This is a genomic window from Chitinophaga filiformis (assembly GCF_021646545.1).
Taxonomy (GTDB): Bacteria; Bacteroidota; Bacteroidia; order Chitinophagales; family Chitinophagaceae; genus Chitinophaga; species Chitinophaga filiformis_A.
The window spans coordinates 30,118-49,604 of sequence record NZ_JAKIRP010000017.1 but is presented as its reverse complement, the minus strand read 5'-3'; the positions used below and the strand labels follow the sequence as shown (position 1 = coordinate 49,604).

Genomic DNA, 19,487 nt, shown 5'->3' with positions numbered 1-19,487 from the left:
ATGAACCGCAATAAAGAAATTAGTAATAAAAATGCCATAATAGACCTTGGCGATCTGTTCCAAAAACTGCTATTCCACTGGCCCCTGTACCTCATTGTTCTGCTGATAGCTGCGGGCGGTGCTATTGCCTATCTCAAATATGCAAGGCCACGATATATGTCGAGCGCCAAATTGTATCTCAAAGATGAAAAGAAGAATGGGGAAGAGACTGACCTGTTGAAGTCATTATCTCTATTCAACAATGGTAAGAACATTGAAAATGAAATGGAAGTGCTTAAATCCCCCATCCTCGTCGAAAAGGTGATCCGGGATAATCGTTTCAACGTACGCTATTATGTAAAAGGCACTTTCCGTAACGAGGAAATCTATGAACGGAATCCGCTCACACTGCATTTCCTCGGCGACAGCACACATGTAGGCAATTATACCTTTGACGTCAGGGAAGACAGGAACCTCCTGCAGGTACACTGGATCAATAATCCGCATGACGACGATCCCACTACATTCAATATACATTCCGGCGAGCCCTTTATGGTGAACAACAACCAGTTCAGCATCACCTTTGACGCAACAGTTCCCGAAGCAGCCGGTAATACCTACAGGGTGCGGATCGACTCTGTGGAAGAACTGGCTTATAAGAAAATAGAAGATATTGGGACAGCCCTCGTCAACAGGGATGCTACAGTTGTGATGGTAACCTATGAAGACAGGATAGCTGCCCGCACTGCCCACTTCCTGAATGCACTGCTGGATACCTATAATGAATATACCCTGGATGATAAGAACCGGGTAGCCCTCAAAACTATCCGCTTTCTCAATGTACGTATCGACTCACTCAAAGATGAGCTGGGATTCCTTGAAAAACAGGAAGAACAGTTTAAAGTGCAGCGGGGCATTACAGACATCGAAGGCAGCTCCAAGCTGGCACTGGAACAGGTTAAAGAAGCCGATCTGAAGCTGAATGACGCCAATATGCAATTGTCTGTATTTGACCAGGTGGAGTCCTATATTAATGATCCCGGTACCGACTATCCGTTTGCACCGGTATTAGGTAATGTAGATCAGGCCCTGACAGGTATGATCAACCGTTATGAGGAACTGCTGAAGGAGAAAAAAAGGCTTTCCCTCTCCCTGCAACCTGGCAGTATGATCCTTCAGAACACGGATGCCCAGATCAATGATGCAAAGAACACTATCAAGAACTACATCTCCGGATATAAACGTAATGCCGGCGTAGCGCAGAGCCAGATGCAGACAAAGGTGAACCAGATACAGGCCAAGATTGCCAATATTCCGGCTTATGAACGTGAGTACATCAATATCAAAAGACAACAGAGTGTGAAGGAAAACCTGTATCTGCACCTGTTGAAAAAGAAAGAAGAAGCGGCTATTTCTTACGCCAGTAATGTTACAGACAATAAAGTGCTGGCGCCTGCATTTGTTCCCTCGAAACCGGAGTCACCTAAAAAGACTTTGGTGCTCGTCAGCTTCCTTGCAGCCGCCCTTATGCTTTGTACAGTATACATCTACATCAAATATTTCCTGAACAACAAAGTGCTTGATAAGTCAGAAATAGAACAGGCATTTGGCAGACCTGTCATGGCAGAGATCTACCAGGATGAAACAAAAGGAAAGGACATGTCGCTCCATAACAGGTCAGTGTTACTTGAACAGATCTTCAATCTTCGTACTAACCTGCGCTTCCTGCTGAATGAACATCACAGCGCTGCTACCATCATGATCACCTCCAGCATTTCCGGCGAAGGAAAGACTTTTATGACGGCTCACCTGGGCAATGCACTGACTGTTAACAATAAAAAAGCCATACTCCTGGAGCTGGATCTGCGCAAACCGAAATTATCCCGCTCTCTCGGGTTGGATAATCAGATTGGTGTAACCAGCTATATGGTGGAAAGCAAAACGATAGATGAGATCATCAAAAAAGTACCGGGTACAGAAAGTTTGTACCTGATATCTTCCGGTCCTATCCCGCCCAACCCTGTTGAGCTGATTGAAAGCAACCGGATGAAGACATTACTGGAGACATTAAAGCAGCGGTTTGATTATATCATCATTGATACCGCTCCGATCGGTATAGTGTCAGACTCGAAGAGCCTCGCACCATATGTGGACTGTACCCTGTTTATGGTACGCTACAACTTTACGCTGAAGTCCAAGATGACTGCTGTAGCTGAAAACGTCAGGGAAAGCTTCTTCCGCAAAACGGGGGTCATTTTCAATGGTATAGAACAGGACTCTTTCTATCCTTACTACTACTATGATCATTATTCTTATTCTGAGAACAGAGATAAAGCCAGGATGTGGTCAACGTTTGCTAAAAAAATGAAACAAAGGATTGCATAAGATATTTAAAAATAGCGGTTGGTTGCTGGTAGATAAACTTGCCAGGTTGTTCATAGGTCTCATCACTATCGCAATGATAGCCCGTCATATCGGGCCAGAGGCCTTTGGCATATGGAACTACGCTATTGCCCTGACGGCGATAGTGGGTAGCATTGCTATACTGGGACTTGACAAGGTGGTAGTAAAAGAGGCGGTATCCTTTCCGGAAAGAGAGGATAAAATCATCGCGTCTACATTAGCTATACGTTTTACTGCAGGCATTATGGCGTTCCTGTTCTGCGCTGCCATTGTATACGCCACCAGACGGCACTCAGAGGTGTACCTTCATTGCACCATCATCACGGCGTTAAACATCGTATTGCTGAGTTTCGATGTATTCGATTACTTCTACCAGGCAAAGAATGAAGTACAAAAGGTGATCATTCCCAAGGTCAGCTTCTTTGTGGCCTTCTGCATCATCAAAATAGTATTTGTTTACCTCGATGGAACCCTGCTTCAGTTTGTATGGCTGTCATTTGCTGAATTGGTGCTGACGTATCTCACTATACTGATCTTCTACCTGAAAGACGGTCATCGTCTTTTTACGGCGATCAGTTTATCAGAGATAAAACACCTTTTCCTGCACAGCTGGCCATTGATGTTCACTGGTATATTGATCCTGCTGTATGTAAAAGCAGATCAGCTGTTACTCGACACACTTGGCACTTCTGTACAACTGGGAGAATATGCCGCAGCGGCAAGAATATCGGAGCTCTGGTACGCACTGCCTACTGTATTGGCTACGGCCCTCCTGCCCGGATTGATATCAAAAAGGCAGGACGATATGCACGCTTATCTGCATGCCATGGAAAGATGGTTAAGGTTATCGTTCTGGGTAAGTGTGGCAATTGCGGTGGTAATGACCTTTTCATCGGCTATGATCACCCAGCTATTATATGGTATTCAATTTCCAAAATCGGGAATCATTCTCTCCATACATATCTGGGCCAATATCCCGGTTTTTCTGAGTACAGCATTAATGCAGTACCAGCTGATAGAGGGCGCCTACAAAACGAATCTGTATGCCAGCTGTGCCGGGCTTGTTGTAAACATCGCCATTAACATTCTGCTTATTCCATCGCTGGGAGGAGTCGGCGCTGCCATAGCCACCGTTGCATCTTATATGGTTGTTGTGTCGACACTGGTGGCATTGGACAAAACACGTCAGTTGGCATCCCTTATACAAAAAATGTTATCCCCCGCACTGGCACTGGGAGATACCAGGTACATGATAGACGCACTGAAACTATTTGCAGACAATTTTCTAACAGTAATACGTGAAAAGCATTTGATGAAATGACGAGTGTAAAAAAAATAATTGCCACGCTAGCCTCAAGAGTTGCCCCAAGGATCCGGTACCTCGCACCTGCTTATAGTTCGGAGGGAGAAGATCTGATACTGAAGAGGATATTTGATAATAAGACCAATGGCATATATGTGGACGTAGGGGCACACCATCCGTTCCGTGTATCGAATACTTATCTGTTTCATAAAATGAAATGGACAGGCATTAATATAGACCCGATGCCTGGCTCGAAAGCGTTGTTCGACAGGTACCGGCCACAGGATGTCAACCTGGAAATGGGTGTATCTGCCACCAGGCAACACCTGACCTACCATATTTTCAATGAACCGGCTTTAAATACATTCTCCGCTCACAAAGTGGAAGAATATACACAAGACCCCAAATATCGTGTTATAAAAGAGAAAAAGATCGAAACATGGCCATTGGCAGACATACTGGATCACTATCTGCCTGCCGGCAGGTCTATTGATTTTCTGACCATCGATGCTGAAGGACTGGATATGGATGTACTGCGGTCCAACAACTGGGAAAAGTACAGGCCCACCTATATACTGGTGGAGTCTGATCCCTTCCTGCTTTCTGACATGCAGCATTGTGAGCTGGGGCAATTCATGCAGCAGGCAGGATATGCCATCTTCGCGAAGACCTATTATACCTATTTCTTTAAAAACATGAATCATGAGTAAGAAGCTATACGTTCAATACGGCTGTGGACCTTTCTCGGCCCCTAAAGGCTGGAAGAATTTCGACGCGTCACCCACCCTGCGCATTCAGCAGCTGCCACTGATCGGTGGTCTGTTAAGGAACAGGATGCACGTTGCATTCCCCGAAGATGTATTACTCGGAGACATCCTGAAAGAACTGCCCGGTGTTGCTCCAAATTCCTGCGATGGCATATACTGTTCTCATGTACTTGAACACCTCGCATATGATGATTGCCTGCTGGCTATCCGTAATACCTACCAGATGCTAAAACCCGGCGGCTGCTTCCGTTGTGTGGTGCCTGACCTGGAAAGCGCGGCAAGGGAATATGTACAGGATCTCGGCAACAATGACCAGGAGGCCAATATCAAATTTCTGGAGAAAACCATGTTGGGAAAAAAACAAAGACTACGCGGATTGAAGGGATTGCTGCAAACCACGCTCGGCAACCGGGAACACCTGTATATGTGGGATACACCTTCTCTCTCCGGCATATTACAACAGACAGGTTTTAGTAAGGTACGGACCTGCAGTTTTAATGACTGTCCCGACGAAATGTTCAGGCTTGTAGAAGAGGCATCGCGATTTGAAAATGCAGTTGCACTGGAAGCTATAAAATAACTGAACTTGAAGACGCCTATCTTATTGTTAATATTTAACCGCCCGCAGCAAGCGATACGCATACTGGAAAGTATACGGGAGCAGCGACCGCCGGAGTTATTTATTGCGGCAGACGGACCCCGTCATAACAAGCCGGGAGAAGCGGCGCTATGCAGAGAAACCAGGGACGCCATATTGCAAAGACTAGACTGGCCCTGTAAAGTACATACCTTGTTCAGGGACCATAACCTCGGCTGCGCCTTTGCCGTAAGCAGTGCTATAGACTGGTTCTTCTCGCAGGTGGAAGAAGGCATTATACTGGAAGACGACTGCCTGCCCGATCCGACTTTTTACTATTTCTGTGAAAACCTGCTGGAACGCTACCGTGATAATACACGCATCATGCATATCGGGGGCACTAATTATCAGGCCGGCGTTACCAGAGGAAATGCTTCCTATTATTTCTCGCGTTACTCGCATATATGGGGATGGGCTACCTGGAAACGAGCCTGGAAATATTATGACTTCACATTACTCAGGTACAGGAATGTACCTCCTGATGAGATTCCTGTACAATTCAAATGGGACCTGGAAGCCTTCTATGAACAAAAGATGGACACCTGGGACACACAATGGTTTCTGACGGTACTTTTCAACAAAGGACTTGCTATTACGCCCAATACAAACCTGATCAGAAACATCGGCTATGGAAAAGAGGCCACACACACCAGAACTGAGCCAATATGGTTTAAAAAAATGATATTCGGAACTATCACACAGCTCACTCATCCCGCTGAAATTGCCGCAGACGAGGAAGCAGACGCATATACCATAGATACGGTGTTTAAATGCAGCCCTTTCCTCTACATGGTGAAAAAGATCATCAGGAATAATACGCTCTTATATAATCTGTATAAACGCATATCATAAATAATGGCGGATACAATCTTTGATATACTTGTAAGCAGCAATATATATGTAGAGGTTTTCAAGGAAACCATGCCACTGGTAATTGCCGCCACCTTGTTACACCTGCATTATAATAACCGCATCACTGCACTGGAAGCGATACTATATGCATTTGCCACCGAGGCATATACGATGCTTAAAATTGGGCCTACCTTTACAGCCACTTTCTTTGTAAGCGTCGCCTTCATGCTTGAGCAGATACATCTGTTTATAAAAGGAGAGATCTACATACACCGGAAATTCCTGCTGCTGCTGGTCCTCCCAGCCTTGTCAAGCTTTGCCATATTCCTGATCGTACAATTCTATAAGGATCCTTTCTATTATCCGCCTGGTAAACAAACTGCTTTTTACCTGCGACCGGTCTATTTCTATATAAAAACATATCTGCCCCTTTTTGCGATCGGCGCCAAGTTGCTACAGGACAAAGAACGGATATCGTTTGAATTCTTTTCTACTATCATGAAAAGGATCGCGAAATTCTCGTTTGTGATAGCCGCCCTGCAGATGTTCTGCCAGATGGTCTTAGGCAATGAAACGCTTGCAGAGATACTGGGCATGCAACGACGATATATGATTGAAGCCTCCACATTTATCTTCAGTATCCGTGTGCAGGCATTATTCGGAGAACCGAAAGTATACAGCGCATTTCTCTCTTTATGTATCCCCTTATTCCTGAAGGATAAAGAATACCGGATGGCAGTCCTCGCTCTGCTGATGGGCATCCTGACGGTGTCACAGACATTCTGGATCAATATGCTGTCAGCTACACTGGTTTTTACGGTAGTCTCGCGGATATCTTCCACCAGGCTCAAAATAGCAGGTACACTCGGAATTATTATCGGCCTGTTCCTGATCATCACCGAGTGTAAAGATTACTTTATCAAGCTGTATGCTAAAAACCAGAACAACACAATGTACCAGCTGGTATTTAAAAGATCTGTATACCGCTACGACAATGAGTTCTGGCAGAAGGACAATGTAATACTCGGAATGCCTCTGCAGCGGGATATGGAACTTCCTGTTGTAGACTTCTTCAAAGATCAGCCATTCCTGCTTCTGTCGGGGTATGGGGCTGGCAACAGTACATTTATTCCGGCGCAATACTTTTTCGGGCAGATGAACTACGAGAACAGACTGAATGGGATAGGCGGCCATAACCTCAATATGAGATGGTTTTACATTCTGGCAGAATTCGGCGTCTTTTCATTGCTCATCTTCTTCACAATACTTACACGAACCAAACCGGGACTTCCCCTTTTTCAGAGCACTTATTTTGCTTTTATATGGGTGTGTTTCTTCTTCAGCCAGATAGACCTCTTTCTGATCATTACGGCACTGTTATGTGATTACGAACCGGAAGAATCACCATCATTAACAGTATATAAACCTGATCATTCTTATTAGGCTATGCAGATATTTCTCGACAATATCGTTTTCACTATACAGAAAGCCGGCGGCGTGTCCGTCTACTGGTACGAGCTGTTGCAGGGTTTGTGCAATGCAGGACTGGCGGTTAATTTTTTGAACGCCGGACTGAGTCCCTCCAATATTTTCGAACAGCAGCTCGACTACCGGCGGCACCCCTGTATCCGTGAAAGCTGGATTCCACCGAAATATCTGCGCTACCTGCCCCTTCAATATACTTTACCGCCTAATGCCATTTTTCATGGTGGTTACCTGCGCGTATCACCGCAAAAGAATGTTGCAAATATTATGACCGTACATGATTTTGCCCATGAACGGAAGCTTGCCACTCCTTTTCCACGTGGGTTGGCAAACACCACGCAAAAGGCATATGGTATAAAACGGGCAGATGGCATTATCTGTATTTCCGACAGCACAAGGAAAGAACTCCTCCATTTTTACCCTGACACAGATCCCCGGAAGCTGAAAGTAGTACATCATGGAATTGCCGATACATTTTTTCCGCTGGATAAAAGAGATGCTTCCGCGCCTGTATTGACTGCAGGAGTCACATCTCCCTACATATTGTATGTAGGCGGCCGGAACAATTATAAAAATTTCAACATTGCACTGGATACCATTGCACTGCTGCCAGCCCACTATAAACTGGTCATTGCAGGCGGTGGCATGTGGACAAGGCAGGAACAATTGCTGGCTGAAGAAAAGATCCGCGGCCGTTATGTTGTCTTAGAAAATGTGCTTCCCTCTGAACTGAACATTCTTTACAATTATGCATGGTGCCTGCTCTACCCTTCCTCCTATGAAGGATTTGGATTTCCACCGGGGGAAGCCATGAAAGCCGGTTGTCCGGTTGTGGCTACTAACTGTACTTCCATCCCTGAAGTAACAGGTAATGCAGGGTTACTTACCACCGTTATAACTGCAGAAGCCTTTGCAGAAAAAATATTACTGCTGGAAAACGGGACATTCCGCCAGCAAGTTATACAGGCTGGTCTTACACAAGCCAGGTCCTTCACCTGGCAAAAGAGTGTACGGGAGACAATACGTTTTTATAAAGATTGCTGGAACAATAAATTTTCGTTATGAACCTCATTTTCAAGTTAGCAGAAGCGGCTAAAGTTTTCTCACAATCCGGCAGAGGATTAACGTCACTATTGAAAAAAGGCGTATCCATTGCTTCTACACAACTACTACACAATTGTAAGCGCTACATCCCTGAAATCAACACTATTCTGGATGTAGGCGCTAACAAGGGACAATTTGCCTTATCAGCTATGCATTTTTATCCCAAAGCCGGTATTCATTCCTTTGAACCGATACCGGCCGTGTATGCTGCACTAAAGCAAAATACACGCAATGTGCCGGGCATACACACTTACAACTTTGCACTAGGTAGTACAAATGGAACACTGGACTTCTACGCTAATCATTATTCACACGCCAGCTCAGCTTTACATGTTTCGTCATTGCAACAACAGCTCATGCCGCAAACCGCAGCTGCAGACCAGATCAGCGTGCATGTAAAATGTATGGACGACCTGCTGCCCACTATTCCGGTCAACCATCCGGTATTATTGAAGCTGGACGTACAGGGTTTTGAAAAGGAAGTGCTCAAGGGAGCGGTGAATTGCCTGAAAGAAATCGACTATCTGCTGTTCGAAACTTCGTTTGTCCAGATGTACGACGGAGAGCCACTGTTCGATGAAATGCACAATTATGTGAAAGAGCTTGGCTTTGAATTTATTGCACCGGTAGGATTTTTACAAACAGACGAATTGCAGATCCTGCAGATGGATCTTCTGTACAAACGAAAAAAATAACATTTACTACAGCTAAAGCCACTTGCATTGTATTTCCATTACCCCCAAAGTCTATTATCAGCAACAGGCTCAATTATGAGTATACCCCGACCTCTTATCCATAACGCTTCCAAACCGACACTCATATGAAACCGCGTATTCATGCAAGTCAGTTTTTAAGGCAGACCATTGACTACATGGTATTGACTGCCGCGTTTTTATTAACAAGACGGTACATCGCAGCAAAGGGAGACGTATTCTTATCGAACCTCAATATATTCTTACTGTTTGTAAGTCTTGTGACATGGACGGTAACCGGCACGTCGCTGCATCTGTATGACGACTACAAAAAGAGCACATCTTTCGCCATTGAGTTTGTAGCTATTCTCAAAAATGTCTTGTTACACGTCTGTTTATTTTCATTCCTGTTCTTTTACTTTTTTAAATTATATCCTTATCCGCGTACCTTCACTTTGCTGTATGGCGGTTATTTATTCAGCGGCATTATTACTACGAAATACATTGTGAAGAAGCTGATGTTACGCTGGAGAGCTACTCACCACAGCAATCCCACAAATGTGTTGATTGTTGGCACCGGACAGACAGGTATGAACTTTTATCATACTATTACTGCCAATAATCATTTTGGTTACAAGTGTGTGGGTTTTGTAGATGACCATAACAATACGCAGATAAATGTCCGTTATCTGGGTAAGCTCTCTGAGCTGACACATATTCTCGAATCCAATGAAATTGACGATGTGATCGTTGCACTGCCTGAAACTGCCAAAGAACAAACAGCAGGGATCATTATGGCGAGTGAGAGAGCTGCTAAAAGGGTAAAGATCATCGCAGACGTACATCAGTATTGTACGCCTACGTCCAGTATGAATCTGCTGGGCACCATTCCCCTGGTGAACATACGCTCGTTCGCCCTGGATGATCCCGGCCACCAACGCATGAAACGGGCCTTTGACATTTGCTTCACACTATTTATTCTGATAGCCTTTTGCTGGCTTTTTATACTGATCGCCATATTGATAAAAATGACTTCCAAAGGTCCTGTACTCTTTAAGCAGGAACGATGGGGCCTTAAAAATAAAATGATTACCTGCTACAAATTCCGTTCTATGAAAGTGCAGGCGTCTGAAGTGGACGAGCACGGGAAGTTCATGCAGGCCACACGCGACGATCAGCGTGTGACAAGTATTGGGCGCTTCCTGCGTAAAACAAACCTGGATGAGTTGCCGCAATGCATCAATGTGCTGATGGGCAATATGTCTTTTGTAGGACCACGCCCCCATGCCACTCCGCTGCATATCGAAGCCAGGGAAACGGTGGAACACTACATGCTCAGACAAATGGTTAAACCCGGTATTACCGGCTGGGCGCAGGTAAATGGCTGCAGAGGGGAAACCCGCTTTTCCGGACAGATGCAGAAACGTGTGGACCTTGATATCTGGTACATAGAAAACTATAGCTTCTGGCTGGATTGCCAGATCATTTTCCAGACAATGATGAATATGATTAAAGGAGATAAAAACGCCTATTGACAGCAACATATGCTCAAACGTTTACTATTGATAGGTGGAAACTTTGCACCGGAGCTCACAGGCATTGGAAAATATAACGGAGAGATGATCAGATGGCTGGCAGACAATGGCTATGATTGTACTGTCATTACATCCTTCCCACACTATCCTCAGTGGAAGGTGCAGGCGCCCTATCAGAAAAGCAGGTATTGGTTCCGGAAAGAAGTAGCAGATGAAAGCAATATTACGGTTTACCGATGTCCACAGTATATTCCGGCTCATCCCTCAGGAAAAAAGAGGTTGCTGATGGACTTCTCCTTTGGGCTGTCTGTAACAGTGAAATTATTACAGCAACTGCTCACGCGTAAGATAGATATAGTAGTGGTGGTAGCTCCTCCCTTTCACATGGGATTACTGGCGATACTCTACAAAAAAATCCGCGGAGCCAGGTTTCTTTATCACATACAGGATTTGCAGATTGAAGCAGCCCGTGATCTGAAAATGATATCGTCCCCTGTTCTGATGAGGTCTTTATTCCGTATGGAAAGGTACATATTGCGCCATGCAGATATTGTCAGCAGTATTTCTGATGGCATGATGAAAAAGGTACAGGAGAAAACAACACAGCAGGTATCCTTTCTCCCGAACTGGGTTGACGTGACATTTTTCCATCCACTGGAGAACCGGGAAGAGATTAAAACTGAATACGGCTTCACGGTTGCTGATAAAGTGATATTATATGCCGGTGCTATCGGAGAAAAGCAGGGATTGGAAGCGATCCTTCAGATGGCTGATAGCATGAAAAATGATGTGCGTGTAAAATTCCTTATTTGTGGAGCCGGCCCTTACCGGGAACAACTGCGGCTACAGGCAGCCAGCTTACAACTGGACAATGTTTATTTCCGTGATCCGGAACCTTTTGACAGATTTAACCGTCTGTTGAACATGGCAGATGTACACCTGGTCATCCAGAAAGCCAGTGCAGGTGACCTGGTCATGCCTTCAAAGCTTACCACTATATTGGCGGTGGGTGGGCTCGCACTGGTAACGGCTAATGAACATACCAGTTTACATGCACTTGTAAAGGAGAATAATATCGGGATTGTTGTAGATGCGGACAACATCGAGGCCTTAAAAGAAGGCATCTGCCGGGCAATTAATAAAACACAAGAGCATATCACCAGGAATGCCCGGGAATATGCTCTTAATTATTTGGCTATAGATAAAATAATGTCGCGTTTGGATCAGGTCATCAGGGCTTCCACATAATATTGGCCCCACCGGTGGTATTCGTCGCTCCGTTATTTGTAGAAGTGAATTTCACGTTACAGAAGCTTACCATCGTGGTGGTACCATTTAGTGCTACATATACAGTACCCTCAGTTGCAGTAAAAGGCGACTGCGTAGTAACGTTGAAGGTTACCCTCGCCTTACCGCCACCTATAGTGCCTGCAGTTGCATCCACGGCGTATTGACCTTCAACCGGAGGCTGATTACCTGGGAATTCGAAGTTGGCCAGGGCCAGACCACCATTGTCCGCCTGAATAAGGTAGTTAGCGCCGTTAACCATTCCCTGTACCCTGGTGAAAGATACCTGAGTGACCTGGTTGATCTTTAAGACGTTACTATCCAGACCACAGGGATTCCATGGACCTGTTACAATAATAGAACCCGAGCTCACGGTATAGGTACATCCGGCATTTGTTACCACACTGAGTGTGTATACCTGGTTCCCTTTAGGGGGATTAGGTATTTCAGGAGACTTTTCGTGAGATACAAAGCCGTTTGGTCCTTCCCAGGTATAGCTTTTAGGTTCAGCGATACCGAAAACAGATAATTTCAGGACGTCATTCTGGCCCAGAGGAGCGTTAGAATTTATTACAGGGTTTTGCGAAGGGCACGTGGTCTCTTTGCCGCCACCGCCGCCACCGCATCCCACTAATAACGCTGAGATACCAATAATTACTAATAAGAAATATTGCCGCATTGCTGAATATTCATCAAAACTCTTAATATTATTACGATAGTATTTCAAACAATATTTTGAAATAAGATTCCGTTTAAATGGTTTCATGGGGATACACCTGCTACTAGCCGACCAGCTCCTGACATTCCGGATACCGGAAAAATCTACTAAATCAGATAAAAACGACAATCTCAATGTTGGCATAATACTTGGAATAGGTGTAAACCGAGTAATAAATATAGTAAATAGTTTATTTATTAATATTTTTTTATATTAATAATACAATAAGACCATATCGTGGAACCAGATAGAAAAACCATGTAATCTCTATCATTAACAATGACTTGTGAGCGCAAAAGATGCTCATAAACTTTTTTCACTTTTAGTGGACAGGAATACTCATTCCCGGTCCGGAAAGGTAAAAAATACCCCTTTTCAGATAAAAATGAAAAGGGGCCGGAATACTATTTTCCGACCCCTGACCTTAAAAAGTTATCATGATCACTTAGCAATATTGATAGTTTGTTCCGCTAAATTCCATCCGGAAACAGTAACAACTGCATTACCGCTTTTTCCGATCGCTTCACCACTGATCGTCACGATCTTCTCTTCACCCGGCAATACGGATACATAGTTATCATTATAAAAAACAGGCAGGATACGCTTCTTTGTTTTGCTGTCTACCAGCGATACGCGGTTGAAAAAAGCAATCGGTCCATTGGCCTGATTGCTGATCTTTACCCTAATACTGTCAGCGCCAGCCTTTTGTGCCACGATCTGTACTTTCGCTGCCTCCATTTTCTGCAAGCCGGAGTAATTGCCGGTACTGTCAGGGAACCAGTACAGGTTATCATCTATGACCTGCTGGTCTTTGTCCCTTAAACGGGCTGACAGGAACATACCTTCCTTCGCCCCCATTTTTTCCATCGCTCCTTTTACAGAGAGATATTTCTGGACTGTCTTAGGGCTGATCTCAGCAAATACCTGGGTAAGCTGTTTTTTCTGGCCCTTCATATCATAGGCATTCAGTTCCAGCATTACATCATTATAATATCTGAAGGTGTTATTTACCGTATATATATTACCATCAGTTGGATTGCACATCACATGCACCAGAGCAGCCCCCGTACGGTTACCATACAGACAGGCATTGGGATCCAGATAGTAGTCATACATCTGACCGCGTAAAGCAGTCCACGGGTTTTGGGTTTTCCAGATGATCACCCCTGTATACCAGTCCCACATATGCGCGCTGAATCCTTCCATCAAACCGCGGTACTGATCGTAATTCACCAGCTGCGCTTTATTGGCGAAGTCCTTTACATCTTTGGGCTTGCCGTACGGATCTACAAAATCGAAGTAAGGGATGTATTTATGATAGTCCCATACAGAATCTATCCCTCCTTTTACGTTCTGAGGCACTTTCATATTCGCAGCCGGAATGAAACGCTCCAGTGATTCGTAATCACCTACTCCTACAGATCCTACCTCTGAATTGAAAGGGAATGTTCTTTCGTTCCAGAAAACTGACAGTGGCTGGATATTGTAAGGTCCGTCTCCATTACCACCTAAAGTATTGTAAGACATACTGTCTGTATTGGAGTAATGGAAGAAGAAACGGGTATTGTCCAGCGACGGTAACAATGAATCCTTGATAGCTGCCAGGATGTCTACAGGAGGAGTGATTTCGTTACCACCACACCAGTAAGCCAGCGAAGCATGGTTACGCAACATTTTAATCTGGTCAGCTACTGATTCGATGAACAGGTTATGATCGTCAGGATAGCGGCGGCGCGTCCATTGATCTTCTTTCTTCATAGGATCTACCCATCTGCCGTTACAATCGCCTGACATCCAGAAGTCCTGGAATACCAGCAGACCATATTTGTCGCAGGCTTCATAGAACTCCGGTCTCTCCGTCAGGCTCCCGCCCCAGATACGGATCAGGTTCAGGTTCATGTCCCTGTGAAAACGTATTTCCGCATCATAACGTTCCCTGCTGAAGCGGAACATGGCGTCCGAGGTGATCCAGTTACCACCTTTAATGAATATCTTCTGGCCATTTACAGCTGTTTCCCGGCTATTGGTATGTGCATTCCAATACGTCTGTATTTCCCTTACACCAAAACTCACCTCTTCCGTATCATCCACACCGGCATTATCCACAAATTCCAGCTGAAGTTTGTACATGTCCTGCGGACCATAACCGCTTGGCCACCATAACTTCGGCTCTTTCAGCTCCATATCAGGCAATTGCACTGTAGTGGTGGCATGTGGTGCCAATGTCACTTTCCGGGAAGCGGTACTGCCCGCCAGCTGATAACGCAGCGTACCGGTTATGCTCTTTCCTGTTGCGTTCTCCAGTGTAGCGCCAACAAGTATGTTGGCAGGCGCCTGTTTTCCCTCCGGCAATCTTACACCAGGTACTTTTGTAATGATCTGTGGATCTTTGATGCGGACAGCGCCCGTCTTCTCAATGGTTACCTTATCCCATATACCGGTGTTACGGTCACGCATTGGCTGGATCCAGTCCCATCCCGCTGTGTACTGAGGACCAACATTCTTTGCGATGGTTCCGTCGCCCCCCTGACCACCGTTGGGATTTCCGACTACAGCCGGAGGATATACCACCACTGCCAGGCGGTTCTTACCATCTTTGGCCAACCATTGAGTAATATTATAGGAATGGCGCAGATATGTGCCAAAATGAGTCTGTGCATTCAGACGGTGGCCGTTCAGGTAAATATCACAACCGTCATTTACTCCCCTGAAGTGCAGCCAGACTTGTCCGTCGGCAGCCGGTAGCTGCTCCGTGAAATCTTTTACAAACCAGTAGGTATAATGATCTCTGCCCGTAGTATAAATATCCGGGATCTGCTGGTTGTTCATTCCATAGAAGGGATCAGGCACCAACTTGTTGTTCAGCAGCGTGGTCAGCACCGTACCGGGTACAGTGGCGGGTAACCAGCCTGAAAGCTTGTAGGAAGGAGCAGAAAGCGCCTCTCCTTTCACAGTGACCTTCGCAATATTGTTACATTGCCATCCACTGTTCAGTTCATATTGGCTTTGTGCAGCCAACGGTAAAAACGGTGCTAATAAAAGACCTGTTGCATTCAGTAATTTCCGAACCATAATAAGCATGAGAGTTTATAGGTAGTGAATCCCCCTTGTTCACTATTCAGACAAAAATATAGGTTGAAAGTTCAAAATCAAAATACAGAAGGGGTAATATTGGATAGACGGTAACGGAAAAAAATCAGGAATAATAATGCATCATCATTGGAGAATTCTCTATTACTCACAGGAGGAATATTAAAAAAAATGCTGGTATAAGACTAAACCAGCAACTGTTTAAACCTACAACTGTTATACTATGCATTTAAGTGCATAAATAAACCTTGACAAAGATACAGCGTTGAGGAACCGGAAAGTGCCTGGTTTCCCGAAGTATACCGCTTACCTGAAGGTTAGCTGTCCACGGGCATAAAAAAAGGGGAAAAGTGATATAATCACCTTTCCCCTTTTTATAAACTGCTATTTATTATGGAATAGGAGCCGAGTCCACAATTACAACCTTTGCCCAGGTTGTAGCACCGGGTGGATTAACGGTAGCCCCGTCAGCGCCCTGCACTTCAAGATACAAACGACCATTTGTATAAGTATAGACGTAAGTAGATCCGTTAAATACGTTTGGAATGGCTTCCCAGAGTTCCTGATCCCCGGAAATATATACCAGTATACCACTATTCTGATTTACATAGTCGTCTATTTCGTCGATAGGAAGTTCTGCGAACCAGGTTTTGGTAGTATTATCAAATTGCCATGAAGTAGACTTCACCTCAAAAATAATGGTACGGTTAGGTTGGACTACCTCCTGAATAATTTCTTCCTTTTTGCAGCTGGTGAATAGTATCCCCAACATCAGCATGGGCAGAAGCAAGAGTGATTTCATAATAGAGCCGATTGACAGTGATTTAATATAGATTGATATTATAAGAGTTATTAGATATCTGTTTAATATCAAATAGGATGCCACAAACGCTTTTTATAATCCTATAGCCGACAGTGTTGACTTTGCGGCCTGTACAACTGCCGGATCAGGGCTGTTTAGCAATAACCTGATCAACCGCTCCTGTCCTACCGCCTGTTTTTGCGCCAGCACCTGTAACAAAATAACCTGCATAAATGAAGGTGCATGTTGCATTGCTACTGCTATATGACCAGGTACTTCGCTGCTCCTGATGGTCAGTAAAACATCTCCTATCGCTTTTGCCGTTGAAGTATCTGCTGTTTTCATGGCAACCAGCAGAGGGCTGAGCATCTCTATACTTTGTAATTGTCCCGCTGCCTGGATCGCAGCCATTCTGACCTGAGGATCGTTATCTTTTAACGCTTTTGTAAATAAAGATATTGCAGCACGTTGCTTACTGTTTGCCAACATTGCAATTATTGCGGCTCTTTTACCGGCGTCAACACGCTCTGCCTTCTGTATCCAGGCTTCCGCATTCGCAGCGTTCATAATCCTTGCAGCGAAGACCAGTGCGGCAGCGCTATATTTATGATCTTTACTGTCTGCCGCTATCATTAACGTATTAGTGGCATCGTAATCCAGCACATCTGCAACTATTTTTAAAGCAGCAATACGGACATGTTCCAGACTATCTCCTTTACATCTTTTCAATAAATTCGTGGCTGCAGTCATGGCGGGCGTTGTAGGCCACTGATGTCCAAGATTTGCAACATACAATAAATAGGCTGCTGTTGCACCCGTGATGTCATATCCATACCCTGCTTTCTCCGCAGCTGCTTCCAGTACAGGACCACTATCTCCACCCACAATATTCGCCAACGCAAACAAAGCGGTTCTTCTCAACACGGGATTGTCAGACTGCGTTCTTTTAATGATAGCGCTTTCTGCAGCCAGATAGCGTAAGTCGCCCAATGCCTTTATAAGACAGATCTCACAGGTGTCGCTCTGCACTTTTTCTAATGCAGCTTCCATCGCGATTAATGGTTCAGAACCACCTATGTGTATCAATACACGGACGGCAGGATCACAAAAGCGCGGCTGCAATAAATATTGCTTTAATACCGGCACCACACGCTTATCACCAAAAAGCTGCAGCTGATCGATCAGGAAAATTTTGTTCTCTGCCTGCTTAGTTACTGTCAACGCTTTTGACCAGGCCAACATCGCTGTTTTACGCATTTCTTCACGTGAAGCCGTTGAAATATAAGCGGCATATCCTGACAATGCTAACTGTAAGCGGGTATTGTCACCCTTGCCGGGAGCATGTAACATTAACGCCATTTCAGTCAGTCCTGCAGCCCCTAAAGATCCGATCTGCATCATACAGCTGTCGAGCTGCTCCTGATTGCCTGCCGGCAATCGTTCCAGGATGCGGTTGATCCTCGCTGCATAAGGATGCTGCACGCGCTGTGCATTCACACTGATGCAACCTAAAAAGAAAATTATGGATAGTAACTTCTTCATCATGTTCATATATCAAACCTGCTATGACCAGAACGTACGTGCCGGCGGATCAATTAAACTATTGGCGCCCTCATCGTGCAGGAACAGTTGTTTCTCAGGATCAAATTCAAGGGAACGCCCCAACTGCAAAGCAATCTTTCCCATATTCACAAGTGTGCAGGAGCGATGTCCATTTTCCTCATTCAGCGCAAACCTGCGTCTCTCGCGTACGGATGTAATAAAATCTGTCACTTGTGGAGGCGGGTCGGGGTAAGCCGCCAGCTTTTTCTCCAGGTCGGGTATATCGGAACGGAAGCCCGGATATAACTTGCCTGTGGGACCTTCAATAAAGGCAGCTTTCTCATCCTTTCCTTCTCCATCGAGTATGATACGGCAACCATCTTTGTAGGTATAGATGATACGCGACCACGTTCCCACAGCGTCGGGATGCTGTTGTGGCGCCTCCACCTGCACAGATACAGGACTTGTTTCATCTTTCCCCAGTATATATTGCACAGGATCCAGGTAATGCTGTCCCATATCGCCTAAACCACCTCCGTCATAATCCCAGTAGCCCCTGAAGGTCTGGTGCACCCTGTGAGGGTGATAGGGCTTGTATGGCGCCGGTCCCAGCCAACGGTCATAATTCAGCTCCGGAGGTACTGGTGTAACAGGAAGATCCGTCTTTCCTATCCAGTGCTGCTTCCAGTTAAAACCTGTATGACGGCTCAGCGTAACCGTCAGCGGCCATCCAAGCAATCTTGCATTCACGAGCTTTTTAATGGGCTTTACAGGCGTATTCATCCCGTAGAAATTATCCGTAAAACGGAACCAGGTATTCAGGCGAAACATCCGCCCGAATTGCTGTACAGCTTCTATTACCCTTTTTCCCTCACCAATAGTGCGCGTCATTGGTTTTTCACACCAGATGTCTTTCCCGGCGCGCGCCGCCTCTATGGCAATCGTTCCATGCCAGTGCGGCGGAGTAGCAATATGCACAATATCTACTTCCGGCAGCTGTATCAGCTCCCTGTAATCATCAAAAGTTTTCACACCCTCTCCGAGCAATTGTTTCGCCTCCTGCAGATGCAACTTGTCCACATCACAAATGGCCACCACCCTTGTGCTGTCATAGCCGAAATGTGCTTTTCCCATACTACCAGTGCCGATCACGCCTTTGGTCAGCTGATCGCTGGGGGCAAGATAACCGCGGCCCAATACATGACGGGGTACAATAGTAAAAGCGGCCACCGTGCCAAGGCTGTTCCTCAGGAAAGACCTTCTGGATTGGTTCTTTTTCTGCTCCATCTCG

Annotated in this window: 15 protein-coding genes; 10 read left to right on the top strand and 5 right to left on the bottom strand. The window is 45.3% G+C overall.

What is annotated here, in order from left to right; all coding sequences use genetic code 11:
* The 10 genes from L3C95_RS29335 to L3C95_RS29290 all read left to right on the top strand — a co-directional run bounded on the left by L3C95_RS29335 (position 1) and on the right by L3C95_RS29290 (position 12,005).
* Entirely contained in the window at positions 1-2,364 is a 2,364-nt protein-coding gene (locus L3C95_RS29335) for a GumC family protein (protein WP_236393834.1), read from the top strand.
* Positions 2,357-3,703 (top strand): flippase, encoded by a 1,347-nt coding sequence (locus tag L3C95_RS29330; RefSeq protein WP_236393833.1) that lies wholly within the window; start codon positions 2,357-2,359, stop codon positions 3,701-3,703. Before L3C95_RS29335 ends, L3C95_RS29330 begins: the two co-directional genes overlap by 8 nt.
* Entirely contained in the window at positions 3,700-4,395 is a 696-nt protein-coding gene (locus L3C95_RS29325; RefSeq protein WP_236393832.1) for an FkbM family methyltransferase, read from the top strand. The genes L3C95_RS29330 and L3C95_RS29325 overlap by 4 nt, the downstream gene beginning before the upstream one ends.
* Complete coding sequence (locus L3C95_RS29320) at positions 4,388-5,032, top strand: class I SAM-dependent methyltransferase (RefSeq protein ID WP_236393831.1); 645 nt, start codon at positions 4,388-4,390, stop codon at positions 5,030-5,032. Before L3C95_RS29325 ends, L3C95_RS29320 begins: the two co-directional genes overlap by 8 nt.
* Positions 5,033-5,038: 6 nt before the next feature.
* The gene (locus L3C95_RS29315) at positions 5,039-5,941 is read left to right on the top strand and encodes a glycosyltransferase family A protein (RefSeq protein WP_236393830.1); all 903 of its coding nucleotides are present in this window, start codon (positions 5,039-5,041) and stop codon (positions 5,939-5,941) included.
* 3 nt (positions 5,942-5,944) lie between these two features.
* Positions 5,945-7,384, top strand: a complete 1,440-nt coding sequence (locus L3C95_RS29310; RefSeq protein WP_236393829.1) for a hypothetical protein — start codon at positions 5,945-5,947, stop codon at positions 7,382-7,384.
* A gap of 3 nt (positions 7,385-7,387) precedes the next feature.
* Positions 7,388-8,491 carry a glycosyltransferase family 4 protein gene (locus tag L3C95_RS29305; protein ID WP_236393828.1) on the top strand — a complete coding sequence of 368 codons (1,104 nt, stop codon included), beginning with the start codon at positions 7,388-7,390 and terminating at the stop codon, positions 8,489-8,491.
* A complete protein-coding gene (locus L3C95_RS29300) occupies positions 8,488-9,225 on the top strand; it encodes an FkbM family methyltransferase (RefSeq protein ID WP_236393827.1) in 738 nt (245 codons plus the stop codon). Before L3C95_RS29305 ends, L3C95_RS29300 begins: the two co-directional genes overlap by 4 nt.
* Before the next feature lie 125 nt (positions 9,226-9,350).
* Positions 9,351-10,757 (top strand): undecaprenyl-phosphate glucose phosphotransferase, encoded by a 1,407-nt coding sequence (locus L3C95_RS29295; protein WP_236393826.1) that lies wholly within the window; start codon positions 9,351-9,353, stop codon positions 10,755-10,757.
* Positions 10,758-10,766: 9 nt separating this feature from the next.
* Entirely contained in the window at positions 10,767-12,005 is a 1,239-nt protein-coding gene (locus tag L3C95_RS29290; protein ID WP_236393825.1) for a WcaI family glycosyltransferase, read from the top strand.
* Here the strand turns inward: L3C95_RS29290 and L3C95_RS29285 are convergent.
* The 5 genes from L3C95_RS29285 to L3C95_RS29265 form a co-directional block, all read right to left on the bottom strand.
* Positions 11,989-12,723, bottom strand: coding sequence for a hypothetical protein (locus tag L3C95_RS29285; protein WP_236393824.1), 735 nt, complete (start codon positions 12,721-12,723; stop codon positions 11,989-11,991). The two genes, L3C95_RS29290 and L3C95_RS29285, sit on opposite strands and share 17 nt — an antisense overlap.
* Positions 12,724-13,203: 480 nt before the next feature.
* Entirely contained in the window at positions 13,204-15,834 is a 2,631-nt protein-coding gene (locus L3C95_RS29280; RefSeq protein ID WP_236393823.1) for a glycoside hydrolase family 2 protein, read from the bottom strand.
* Between the two features lie 409 nt (positions 15,835-16,243).
* Positions 16,244-16,654, bottom strand: a complete 411-nt coding sequence (locus tag L3C95_RS29275; RefSeq protein ID WP_236393822.1) for a hypothetical protein — start codon at positions 16,652-16,654, stop codon at positions 16,244-16,246.
* A gap of 93 nt (positions 16,655-16,747) precedes the next feature.
* Positions 16,748-18,196 (bottom strand): HEAT repeat domain-containing protein, encoded by a 1,449-nt coding sequence (locus L3C95_RS29270; RefSeq protein WP_236393821.1) that lies wholly within the window; start codon positions 18,194-18,196, stop codon positions 16,748-16,750.
* 21 nt (positions 18,197-18,217) lie between these two features.
* Entirely contained in the window at positions 18,218-19,483 is a 1,266-nt protein-coding gene (locus tag L3C95_RS29265; RefSeq protein WP_236393820.1) for a Gfo/Idh/MocA family oxidoreductase, read from the bottom strand.
* Between the last annotated feature and the right edge of the window lie 4 nt (positions 19,484-19,487).

What these genes read in the sequence shown, in the direction of transcription:
- L3C95_RS29335 (WP_236393834.1), top strand. Translation starts at nt 1, where the DNA reads ATGAACCGCAATAAAGAAATTAGTAATAAAAATGCCATAATAGACCTT.
- L3C95_RS29325 (WP_236393832.1), top strand. Translation starts at nt 3,700, where the DNA reads ATGACGAGTGTAAAAAAAATAATTGCCACGCTAGCCTCAAGAGTTGCC.
- L3C95_RS29320 (WP_236393831.1), top strand. Translation starts at nt 4,388, where the DNA reads ATGAGTAAGAAGCTATACGTTCAATACGGCTGTGGACCTTTCTCGGCC.
- L3C95_RS29310 (WP_236393829.1), top strand. Translation starts at nt 5,945, where the DNA reads ATGGCGGATACAATCTTTGATATACTTGTAAGCAGCAATATATATGTA.
- L3C95_RS29305 (WP_236393828.1), top strand. Translation starts at nt 7,388, where the DNA reads ATGCAGATATTTCTCGACAATATCGTTTTCACTATACAGAAAGCCGGC.
- L3C95_RS29300 (WP_236393827.1), top strand. Translation starts at nt 8,488, where the DNA reads ATGAACCTCATTTTCAAGTTAGCAGAAGCGGCTAAAGTTTTCTCACAA.
- L3C95_RS29295 (WP_236393826.1), top strand. Translation starts at nt 9,351, where the DNA reads ATGAAACCGCGTATTCATGCAAGTCAGTTTTTAAGGCAGACCATTGAC.
- L3C95_RS29290 (WP_236393825.1), top strand. Translation starts at nt 10,767, where the DNA reads ATGCTCAAACGTTTACTATTGATAGGTGGAAACTTTGCACCGGAGCTC.
- L3C95_RS29285 (WP_236393824.1), bottom strand. Translation starts at nt 12,723, where the DNA reads ATGCGGCAATATTTCTTATTAGTAATTATTGGTATCTCAGCGTTATTA.
- L3C95_RS29280 (WP_236393823.1), bottom strand. Translation starts at nt 15,834, where the DNA reads ATGGTTCGGAAATTACTGAATGCAACAGGTCTTTTATTAGCACCGTTT.
- L3C95_RS29275 (WP_236393822.1), bottom strand. Translation starts at nt 16,654, where the DNA reads ATGAAATCACTCTTGCTTCTGCCCATGCTGATGTTGGGGATACTATTC.
- L3C95_RS29270 (WP_236393821.1), bottom strand. Translation starts at nt 18,196, where the DNA reads ATGAAGAAGTTACTATCCATAATTTTCTTTTTAGGTTGCATCAGTGTG.
- L3C95_RS29265 (WP_236393820.1), bottom strand. Translation starts at nt 19,483, where the DNA reads ATGGAGCAGAAAAAGAACCAATCCAGAAGGTCTTTCCTGAGGAACAGC.